This window comes from Noviherbaspirillum denitrificans, from assembly GCF_002211445.1.
GTDB lineage: Bacteria > Pseudomonadota > Gammaproteobacteria > Burkholderiales > Burkholderiaceae_D > Noviherbaspirillum > Noviherbaspirillum denitrificans.
The window spans coordinates 1,970,430-1,980,933 of record NZ_LSTO01000001.1; the positions used below are offsets into that span (position 1 = coordinate 1,970,430).

A 10,504-nucleotide genomic window follows, 5' to 3' on the forward strand; every position below is an offset into this window, starting at 1 on the left:
TTTCTTACTCATTGTTCCTCCAGGATTGAAAAGGTTTTCAGATGCCGCCGAAGCAGACGTACTTGGTCTCGACATAGTCGAGGATCCCGTATTTGGAGCCTTCGCGGCCGATGCCCGACTCCTTGACGCCGCCGAAGGGCGCGACTTCCGTCGAGAGCCAGGATTCGTTGACGCCGACCATGCCCGATTCCAGCCGCTCCGCGACGCGCCACGCGCGACCGATATCGCGGCTGTAAAAATAATTGGCCAGGCCATAGGGCGTGTTATTGACCGAAGCGACGACCTCGTCCTCGCTGTCGAAACTTGCCAGCGGGACAATCGGGCCGAAGATTTCCTCGTGCCACATCTGGGCATCCGGCGGCACGCGGGTCAGTATGGTGGGTTCGTAGAACAGGCCGCCCAGCGCATGCGGCTTCCCGCCGGCCAGGACGGTCGCGCCGCGCTGGACCGCATCGCTGACCAGGCGGTCCACCTTCGCCAGCGCAGGCCGGTTGATCAGCGGCCCCTGGCTGACGGCGGGGTCAAGCGGATTGCCGCTCACAAGGCCGCCGAGCGCGACGGTGAGTTTTGCGGCGAATTCCTCATATACCTTGCGATGGACATAGATGCGGTTGGCGCTGATGCAGGTCTGCCCCGCATTCCGGAACTTCACGGCCATCAGGCCGGCGACCGCGCTGTCGAGGTCGGCGTCATCGAACACGATGAACGCCGCATTGCCGCCGAGTTCGAGGGACACCTTCTTGACGCTCTGCGCGCACTGGGCCATGAGCAGCTTGCCCACCCGCGTGGAACCGGTAAAGGAAATCTTTCGCACGCGCGGATCGAACGTCAATGCGTCACCGATGGGTGCCGGGTCGCCGGTGACGACGACGTTGAACACGCCGGGCGGAATGCCTGCGCGCAGCGCCAGCTCGCCCAGTGCCAGCGCCGACAGCGGCGTGTGCTCCGCGGGCTTGAGGACCACCGTGCAGCCGGCGGCCAGCGAAGGGCCGGCCTTGCGCGTGATCATCGCGCTGGGGAAGTTCCATGGCGTGATGAGCCCGACCACACCGACCGGCTGCTTGATGACGACGATGCGCTTGTTCGCCGCGGGCGAGGGGATGACATCACCGTAGATCCGCTTTCCTTCTTCCGCAAACCACTCGACGAAGCTCGCGCCGTAGACGACTTCACCGATCGCCTCTTTGATCGGCTTTCCCTGTTCCCAGGCGAGGATCGTGCCCAGGTCATCCTTGTTCTCGACGATCAGGTCGCGCCACCGTTTCAGCAGCGTCGCGCGTTCGGCCGGCTGCATGGCGGACCAGGCAGGAAAGGCGGCGTGCGCAGCTGTGACGGCTGCATGCGCATCCTGCGCCTCGGAGTAGGGCACCTCGGCGATGACGCAGCCGGTGCTCGGATTGATCACCGGATGGCGCCGCTCGGACGCCGCTGCCGTCCAGATGCCGCCGACAAGGTTTTTCAGTCTCAGCAATGCAGGATCCCGCAACATCTCAGCAAGGGACTGCACCTGTTGTGTAATCGACATTCGTCTGTCTCCATATACCGTTTACGCGATTGGGGGAGGCGCAGCCGCACGCGGCGGCACCCGCCACTTGCAGCAAAGTGTAGGATTGGGATGTGTCGATGGCAATTGACTTAAATTCACAGGGATGGTCGAAAACTCACAATGGGAATCGCCCTGCGCGCAGGCATAATCGCGCCGACGCCGGGCCGGTTGCCCGCACCCGGGCAACATGCAAGAATGCGCCACATGGCAGACAGGGCGCGCGGGCCGGAACGGACGCCAGAGGCGCTGCGAAGGACGCTTTGCCGTACCCGATCCCCTCATGTCCAGTATCCAGTCGAAGGGAGTGCTCAACATGCGACGCATACCTCCACTCAATGCAGTCAAAGCGTTCGAGGCCGCCGGAAGGCTGCTCAGTTTTACCAAGGCAGGCCAGGAACTCAACGTGACGCACGGCGCGGTAAGCCGGCAAGTCGCCACGCTCGAAGAATGGCTGGGAGTCGCACTCTTCCATCGGGTGAATTCGCAGCTCATCCTGACGGAGGCAGGAAGCCTATTCCTCGCGGAGATCGGCGCGGCGCTCGACAAGATCGCGCTGGCGGCGATCCAGGCCGCCAACGAAGTTGCCTCGGTCCAACTCGTGGTCAATGCGCCGCCGACTTTCGTGCTTCGCTGGCTGATACCGAGATTGGCGACATTCCAGCGCAAGAACCTGGGCGTCAAGCTTCGCCTAACCACTTCCGTCGCGCCGGTGGACTTTTCGCGAGGGGAATACACGGTCGCGATCCGCGGCGCCGTCGAGCCGATGCCTGGCATTTATTCTTGCGCCTTCCTGACCGAGCGCATCCTCCCGGTATGCCATCCTGACCTCATGGAGAAGTTCCAGTTTTCGTCCCCGGAGGACTTGGCCAATCAGACGCTCCTCAGTTATTCCACCGAGCCCTACAGCTGGCATGACTGGTTCGCCACGGTCGGCGCGCCCGACGTCCGTCCCGCGGCGATGCTCAATTTCGAACAGATGTACTTCGCCCTGCAGGCGGCGGAGGAGGGGCTCGGCCTGGCGCTGATCCCCTACTTCATGGTGGTCGACGAAGTGGCAGCGGGGCGCTTGTGCACGCCGTTCGGCGTGCTCGGCATGCGCACCCGGAAGTACTTTGCAAACGTCAAACCGGGATCCACGCCCAATTCCGCCATTGACGCCTTCTGCAACTGGCTGATGCAGGAGGGCGAGAACACCACGGCCCTTTGCGACGAACTGCTCGATCCTTATCTCGACACCAACGCCGACGGCTGAACCGGCGGCGTCGCCTCCACAGGTTGCCGCGCCCGGCGCATTCGCGCCGGCAGTGCGGGCCAGACCCTGCCAATCCGACACGCGCACCCCGTAGTGAGTTTGAGTAACGCGGCGTGAGTATTACTCGATTGCGAATGCCTCTCGCGGACACGAAACTTATCGTGCAATCACAAGCTTGAGGGGTGAACAATTGAGAACGCAATTATCTGGATGCGCGAGATGGGGGAGGTGCGATGAAAGCTGCGCCGTTTGACTACATTCGCACTGAGAGCCTCGCGCACGCACTGGACCTTCTTGGCGAGTACGGGCCGGACGCAAAGCTCATCGCCGGCGGCCAGAGCCTTGTGCCCATGCTAGCCATGCGCCTGGCCCGTCCCACTATCCTGCTCGACATCAATCGCCTTCCGGAAATCAAGGGCATTGCCGACGAAGGGCAGCATCTTGTCATCGGCGCAGCGACGCGCCAGCGCGATGCCGAGGACGCCAGTGTCGTGGCGCGCCGCCTGCAGCTCATGCGCCTGGCGCTGCGCTGGGTTGGCCATGACCAGACGCGTAACCGGGGCACCATCGGGGGAAGCCTTGTGCATGCCGATCCCTCCGCCGAACTGCCGCTCACTGCCGTCGTCATGGGCGTCGAGCTCGAGTTGCGCAGCAAGGCTGGCGGGGTGCGCAAGATCCCGGCCTCCGAGTTCTTCTTCGGCCCCATGTCGACCGCAGTGCGTGAAGACGAGTGCCTGACGCGCATGCGCTGGCCGACTCGGGAAAGGGCCGGATACGGGGCCGCCTTTGAAGAAACCGCAATCCGACACGGCGACTTCGCCATGGCATCCGCGGCGTGCGAGGTTCGGCTTGATGCGAACGGAGTCTGCAGCCAGGCGTCGATCGGACTGGGTGGCGTCGACGGCGTCCCGCTAGCCTTTCCCGACCTGGCGGCGCAGGTAACTGGTCACAAGATCACGACGTCGCTAGCGCAAGAGCTTGCGCATGCCGCGGCCGTACGCGCGGAGCCGGGTTCCGACGTCCACGCCAGCGCCGGCTACCGCCGCCATCTCGCGCGCGAACTGCTGACGCGTTGCCTGCTCAAGGCCTCCGTCCAGGCGGCCGGCACCATGGGGGAATTCCAATAATGTCGACCTACACACAACAGGTACAAATTAACGTCAACGGTGCCCTGCGCACTGCCATCGTCGAGCCGCGCACAACGTTGGTCGACTTCCTGCGCGAACACCTCGGCCTGACCGGCACGCATGTCGGTTGCGAACATGGTATCTGCGGCGCCTGCACCATCCTGCTGAATGGCGATCCGGTCCGCTCGTGCTGCATGCTTGCCGTCCAGGCGGACGGCATGGCGGTGACCACGGTGGAAGGGCTGTCGCCGGAGCGCGGGAAGCTGTCCGCGATCCAGGATGCATTCTGCGAAAAACATGCGCTCCAATGCGGGTACTGCACGCCCGGGATGCTGATGGCATGCCATGCGCTACTGCAACGCAACCGCCAGCCGGACGAGGCGGCAATTCGTGAAGCAATCAGCGGCAATCTTTGCCGATGCACCGGCTACCAGCAGATTGTCGATGCGGTCAAACATGTCGTTTCAGGAGAAAAGAAGCATGAAGCCGGCGTTTAAGTACATCGGCAGGCACCGGCGCGCTGTCGAACATCGCCGCTTTGTGACTGGCCAGGGCCGTTATGCGGCCGACATCCGCCTGCATGGCATGTCGCACGTGGCGATCGTGGCCAGCCCTTATGCCAGCGCGCGCATCCTGTCCATCGACGCATCCGAAGCGCTCAAGCTGCCAGGCGTGCTCGCGGTGATTACCGGCGAGGAACTCAATGCCGCCATCGATCCCATGCTGCCGGGCGTCGACGCGCCGTCCGTTACCCGCTATCCCCTGGCGCACGAGGTCGTGCGCTACACCGGCGAATGGGTCGCGGCCGTAGTTGCGGAGAGCAGGGCAATCGCCGAGGATGCGGCCGAGCTCATCTACGTCGAATACGAGACGACGCCCCACGTCCTCGATGCCGAAAAAGCGATGGACGCAAGCGCCCCGCTGGTGCATCCAAAGCACGGCTCGAACATCATCTTTCGGCGCAAGTTCACCTGGGGGCCGGTGGATGATCATTTCGGGCAATCAGCGCACACCCTGAGCTACCGCGTGAAATGGGCGCGCAGCTCCACCGTTCCCATCGAAACCTTCGCCGTGGCATGCGAGTGGAACGATGCGCAGCAGGTGCTCGACGTCTGGGCGTCGATCCAGATGCCTAAGTATCCGGACCTGCTCGCCAAATGCCTGCGCCTGCCTGGCAACGGAGTACGCGTGCACTACGACGTTGACGTCGGCGGAAGCTACGGCGTCAAGCGCGGACTGAAGCACACGATCCTGGTGGGCTACCTTGCGCGGAAGCTGAACCGTCCTGTGCGCTTTATCGAAGACCGTCTCGAGAACATGCGCGGCGGCGACATGCAGGGACCGGATCGCATCTTCGACGTCACCTTGGCGTTCGACACCGACGGCACCATCAATGCCATGCGCATGCGTGCTGTCGACGATATCGGCGCTTACTCCGGACGCTCGCCGCTGCAACTGGGCAAACCTGTCGGCGCAATTGTCGGTCCCTACCGCATCAAGAGTGTCGAATACGATGCCGTGTCGGTCATGACGAACAAGACGCCGCAGGAAGCAGTGCGCGGCTTCGGCCAGGCGCCGACCAATTATGCGATCGAGACCGGAGTCGACAAGGTCGCACGCTTCCTCGGCATGAGCCGCATCTACATCCGCAACCGCAACCTGATCCGAAGCGACGAATTCCCCTATCTCATCCCGAGCGGCACCTACTACGATTCGGGCGATTACGCGACAGTGTTCAGGAAAGCGCTCGACGCGGCCGTCTACGACGAGCTGGTCCGGCAGCGAGACTTCCTGCGGCAGCAGGGCCAGCTGGCCGGCGTCGGCATCTCCACCTGCCTCGAGCCGTCGGGCGGCAACTCTTCGTTCGAGCCGCTGTTCAACCCGAAGAACGAGACGACCACGTGGATGGATTCCTGTCTGGTGCGGGTGGACCTCGCCGGATCGGTGACCGCTCTAATGGGCACCTCCACGTCGGGACAGGCCCATGAGACGCTGGTCTCCACCGTTGTGGGCGAAATCCTCGAACGGGAGCCGGACACGATCCGCGTCATGCATGCCGATTCGCTCCATGCGCTTCCCTCCAACAGTCCAGTCGGGAGCCGCATGGCCATCATGCTGGGCGGAGCGGCGGCAGGTGCGGCAAAGAAGATCCGCGCCAAGCTCCTGGCCGTCGGCGCCCACAACCTCGGCGTTCCGGTTGAAGCGCTGATCTATGAAAACGGGGAGGTCATCGTCAAGGACGATCGGTCCCGGCGCATCCCCTGGGACCAGCTGATTGAGATCGTGCACCGCAAGTACCACCAGATGCCGCCCGGCATGGAGCCTGGGCTACAGGAAAAATTCGTGTGGGAAGTCCCCACCGGCGGCAAGATGCCAACCGAAGATGGCCGGGTGCAGATGTATCCGTGCCATTCGTTCGAATCGCATGTCGTGCTTGCCAGTGTCGATCCCGGCACCGGGAAGGTGACATTGCACCGGTATGTGTGCGGCCACGACTGTGGCGTGATGATCAGCCCGGACGTTGTGCACGGGATGACTTACGGCGGCGTCGCCCACGGCCTCGGCGCCGCGCTAATGGAAAAGTTCGCGTACTCCGAAGACGGGCAGCTGTTGTCGGGCACCTTCATGGATTACCTCATGCCGAGCGCGATGGAAGTGCCGCCGGTGACCATTGTCGACCACTGCACGCCCTCGCCGCTGACGGAATTCGGCCAGAAAGGTTCCGGCGAGGCCGGATACCTCGGGAGCGCCGCGGCGATCGCAGGCGCCATCAACGATGCCCTTGCCGAGCGCGGCGCTTGCATCGACCAGCTGCCGATGACGCCATTTGCCATTTGGCGCACGCTTCAGTCGACCGCCGCCCGTACCCAATCAGGAGACAACCATGACTGATCAGGTAATCGACGTTCACGCCCACTACCTCCCGCCACTGGTACTGGAGCGCTTTGCCTCGGCACGCGGCGCTTTCCCGGATGTGAACCTGATAAACGGGGATGCCGGACCGCGCTTCGTCTTTGGCAAGGAGGAGCCGACGCGGCCGGTAGCAGCCAAGCTCATGGACCTTGCGGCACGCAAGGAATGGATGGACCTGAGGGGCATCGACCACCAGCTTGTCGGCGGCTGGCTGGACAGCTTCGGTTACGAGCTGCCGCCGGAGCAGGGGGCGGCGTGGAGCCGCTACCTCAACCGTTGCCTCCAGGACAGCCTCGCGGGCGAACCGCGCTTCACGCCGCTGGCGACCGTGCCGCTGCAGGATGGGGCGCTGGCCGCGCACGTCCTGCAGGAAGCATGGGACCAAGGTTTCGGCGGGGTGATGATCGGGACGCTGCCGAAAGGGCAGGGCGGGGTACTCGACTCCCCTGAGCTTGACCCCTTCTGGGAAAAGGCCGATTCCCTTGGCGCAGCCATCTTCCTGCATCCGATGTTCCTGTGCGGCGAGCCCCGTCTGTCGGACTACGACCTCGTCAATGCGCTCGGCCGCATCGCGGACACGTCGATCGCCGTGGCGCGGCTGCTCTATTCAGGCCACCTGCTCAAGTATCCGTCGATGAAGGTCGTGCTTGCCCATGGTGGTGCGGCGCTGCCGTTTGCACTCGGCCGCCTCGCCCGCAACCACACCATTTCCGCCGGCAAGTATGCCGACCCGCGCAAGGGCTTCGAAGCGCTGTACTTCGATAGTGTGGTGTTCGACCACGACGCACTGGCTTTCCTGGTGGAGAGTGCCGGAGACGAGCGCGTGCTGCTTGGCTCGGATGCGCCATTCCCGATCGGGGACCTCGATCCACGCAAGGTTGTGGAGGAAGGCTCCTACCTGGGCCAGGCCGCGCGCCGCCGGATCCTGGGAGGCAATGCAACAAAGATTTTCCGTGTACGCGGCCAGACGGCATGAGGCTGTCGATCCGCACTATCCCGTTGAACCATCCTGAAGTGAGGACGCCATGATTTATGAATTGAAAAAATACACCCCGGCCCCCGGCAAGGAGGCCGCGCTCAAGGAGCGCTTTGCGCGCGTCACCCTGCCGATCTTCAAGCGCATCGGCATCGAAGTGCTCCACTGCTTCGAGGATCCGAAGAATCCGAACGACCTGTACTACCTCACGGCATTCCGTACCGAGCAGGATCGTGAACTCGCCTGGAAGGCGTTTGGCGCCGATCCGGAATGGAAGTCCGCAAAAGCGGCCAGCGAAACCGATGGCCCCTTGCTCGCAGCGCAGACCAGCGTCGACCTGCGCCCCACCTCTTTTTCCCCGAGGGATGCATCGTGACCAACTTCTCTCATCGCCAGATCGACCTCAGCGGCGGCCTGCGCATCGGTGTAGAGACCGCCGGAAATCCGCGCGGCGCCCCGGTGGTCTTCTCGCACGCCATCCTCACCTCGAGCGTGATGTGGCGGGCGCAGGCATCGCTGCTGGCTGACCACGGCTTCCGCGTGCTGCTGCTTGACACGCGCGGCCACGGAAGTTCCACGCCGCTTTCAGCGCCTTACGCTATCGAAGACCTTGCCGACGACGTTGTCCGGGTGCTCGACGCGCTGGATATCCAGCGCGCGCATTTCGTCGGGCTTTCGCTGGGCGGGATGACCGGTTTTTCGCTTGGCATCCGCCATCCGGCCCGGATCGCCAGCCTGGTCCTGTGCGACGCACGCGCCGATGCTCCGGCATCCTACGCCGCGCCGTGGGACGAGCGCATCGATATCGCTCGGCAGTACGGCTGCGGTGCACTCGCAGAATCGACTGTCGAACGCTGGTTCGGAAAGGACTTCCTTGCCAGCCACCCCTACGTGAAAGCGCAATTCGTCGAACTGATCGCCGGCACCTCGGTGGAGGGGTTCGCTGGTTGCGCCCGGGCCATCCAAAAGCTGGATTTGCTCGACCAGGTTGACCGGATAAAGGTGCCGACCACACTCGTTGTCGGCGCGAAGGACGGGGTATTGCCCGAGGCAATGTCGGAATTGGCAAAGCGCCTTCCGCAGGCCGTACTCGATGTCATTCCCGCCGCGGGTCACCTGCCCAATATCGACCAGCCGGTTGCATTCAATGCATCGTTGCTGGGTCATTTCGAACGCTACAAGGCATAGGCATACATCATGGAACTTACAGGAAGCCAGATCATCGCCGCCCCCCGCCAGTCCGTGTGGGAGGCCCTGAACAATCCCGACATACTGCAGCGCTGCCTGCCCGGCTGCGAAAAGGTTGAACGCCTGTCCCCGGAAGAATTCCAGGTGCTCCTGGTCGCGGCCATCGGCCCGTTACGCGCCCGCTTCAAGGGACTCCTCAAACTCAGCGAAGCAAGGGCGCCGGAGTCTTGCGTGATGCTGTTTGAAGGACAAGGTGGCCCCGTCGGCTTCGGCAAAGGCTCTTCGGAAGTGGTGCTCAACGAAACCGACGACGGCACGGAACTGAACTACAAGGCCAAGGCACAAGTGGGCGGCAAACTGGCGCAGGTCGGGTCCCGGCTGATCGATAACGTCGCGAAAAAGATGTCTGACGACTTTTTCGAGGCGTTTCGAAATCAGCTGTCGGCTGGCCGAGCAACCGAAGCTTTCGCCGTTCCCGCAGTCAGCATGCGGGAAGAGCCGCGGGCAGCAACAACGGAAATCCCTGAGTCGCGCACGGCCGAGCCTGTGGAGGCGAGGGGAGCGCAGCCGCGCCCGTCGAAGGAGAACGTGCGTCGCCCGGACGAAAGAGTTGCCGGTCTGCCGGGCTTTGTCCCTGTGCCGACCTGGTCTTTTGCAGCACTTCTGGTCACGTTTGGCATCGTAACCGGGGTTGCCGGCACGTTGCTGCTGCGCTGACGCACATGGTTCAAATTCCCGCAGTCTCGCTTATCCAGGAGGGAAACATGAACAAACCCGATACCGTACCGGTTGCTGACGACCTAAAGAACCGTACCAGGATATGGCTGATGCTGCGGGCCGCGCAGCGCACCGCCTTGCCGGAGCGCGACGCCATTTGTGAGTTCATCGGATGGGAGAAGTCGCCCGCCCGGGCGCGAGCACGTGCGGCGATGAGCACGACGAGAGCTTAACGCGTTTACGCTGCATCGCACCAGTTAATCGGCCTATGCCGCAACGTGGCCTTATGGACTGGCAGTGCTGGGGCCCCGCAAGACGGTCCGGAGGAAGTCCTTCCCGACGTGCCGCCCGTCTGCGCAAAGGGCAGATGGTCTGCGAAACGCAACTGCTGCCAATACAGGTGCTACGCTCGTCAAAAACCGCCTTCCAGACGATTGAAAAGCAGTCTTGGCGTGGAATCCGGCGCGTCTCCACCATGTTTTCGCGTTGATCGGATCCAGTCGTTCAAATCAATCCACCGTCCGACCTGGGGACAGGCGAGCCCGATCCACGGGCCGTGCCGGGAGAGGGCACGATCAGCAACGCATTTCGACATGACGAAGAAGGTAATCGCGCACGCTCGCCGAATACCAGCGCCCTCCATGACGTCCTCGGAGCCCCTGCTTGTTGAGCATCGCAGCGATTGACGAGAAAGACTTCCCGCGCATGCGTTGCTCCGCGACGCAGCGCAGGAGGCTTTCGGAAAGGCCGAGAGCGGCCGGAGGTTGCGGCAGGGGGGAGGCATG

11 protein-coding genes are annotated in these 10,504 nt (G+C 63.3%); 9 read left to right on the forward strand and 2 right to left on the reverse strand.

What is annotated here, in order from left to right:
- Window positions 1-37: 37 nt before the first annotated feature.
- The gene (locus AYR66_RS09685) at window positions 38-1,525 is read right to left on the reverse strand and encodes an NAD-dependent succinate-semialdehyde dehydrogenase (RefSeq protein ID WP_420093101.1); all 1,488 of its coding nucleotides are present in this window, start codon (window positions 1,523-1,525) and stop codon (window positions 38-40) included.
- A 334-nt stretch (window positions 1,526-1,859) separates the two neighbouring features.
- Here AYR66_RS09685 and AYR66_RS09690 point away from each other — a divergent pair, with 334 nt between their 5' ends.
- The 9 genes from AYR66_RS09690 to AYR66_RS09730 all read left to right on the forward strand — a co-directional run bounded on the left by AYR66_RS09690 (window position 1,860) and on the right by AYR66_RS09730 (window position 9,952).
- A complete protein-coding gene (locus tag AYR66_RS09690; protein ID WP_170942103.1) occupies window positions 1,860-2,798 on the forward strand; it encodes a LysR substrate-binding domain-containing protein in 939 nt (312 codons plus the stop codon).
- A gap of 233 nt (window positions 2,799-3,031) precedes the next feature.
- Window positions 3,032-3,925 carry an FAD binding domain-containing protein gene (locus AYR66_RS09695; protein ID WP_088707326.1) on the forward strand — a complete coding sequence of 298 codons (894 nt, stop codon included), beginning with the start codon at window positions 3,032-3,034 and terminating at the stop codon, window positions 3,923-3,925.
- Entirely contained in the window at window positions 3,925-4,422 is a 498-nt protein-coding gene (locus AYR66_RS09700; protein ID WP_088707327.1) for a (2Fe-2S)-binding protein, read from the forward strand. Before AYR66_RS09695 ends, AYR66_RS09700 begins: the two co-directional genes overlap by 1 nt.
- Window positions 4,406-6,817 (forward strand): xanthine dehydrogenase family protein molybdopterin-binding subunit, encoded by a 2,412-nt coding sequence (locus AYR66_RS09705; RefSeq protein WP_088707328.1) that lies wholly within the window; start codon window positions 4,406-4,408, stop codon window positions 6,815-6,817. Before AYR66_RS09700 ends, AYR66_RS09705 begins: the two co-directional genes overlap by 17 nt.
- A complete protein-coding gene (locus AYR66_RS09710; protein WP_088707329.1) occupies window positions 6,810-7,814 on the forward strand; it encodes an amidohydrolase family protein in 1,005 nt (334 codons plus the stop codon). Before AYR66_RS09705 ends, AYR66_RS09710 begins: the two co-directional genes overlap by 8 nt.
- Before the next feature lie 49 nt (window positions 7,815-7,863).
- A complete protein-coding gene (locus AYR66_RS09715) occupies window positions 7,864-8,190 on the forward strand; it encodes an NIPSNAP family protein (RefSeq protein WP_088707330.1) in 327 nt (108 codons plus the stop codon).
- The gene (locus AYR66_RS09720) at window positions 8,187-9,002 is read left to right on the forward strand and encodes an alpha/beta fold hydrolase (RefSeq protein ID WP_170942104.1); all 816 of its coding nucleotides are present in this window, start codon (window positions 8,187-8,189) and stop codon (window positions 9,000-9,002) included. Before AYR66_RS09715 ends, AYR66_RS09720 begins: the two co-directional genes overlap by 4 nt.
- A gap of 9 nt (window positions 9,003-9,011) precedes the next feature.
- Window positions 9,012-9,719 (forward strand): SRPBCC family protein, encoded by a 708-nt coding sequence (locus AYR66_RS09725; RefSeq protein ID WP_088707332.1) that lies wholly within the window; start codon window positions 9,012-9,014, stop codon window positions 9,717-9,719.
- A gap of 47 nt (window positions 9,720-9,766) precedes the next feature.
- A complete protein-coding gene (locus AYR66_RS09730) occupies window positions 9,767-9,952 on the forward strand; it encodes a hypothetical protein (RefSeq protein ID WP_141104051.1) in 186 nt (61 codons plus the stop codon).
- Between the two features lie 342 nt (window positions 9,953-10,294).
- On the opposite strand, the gene AYR66_RS29500 is transcribed toward AYR66_RS09730, so the two are convergent.
- Window positions 10,295-10,504 (reverse strand): recombinase family protein (locus AYR66_RS29500; RefSeq protein WP_206047121.1); only part of this gene is annotated, 210 nt, incomplete at its 5' end.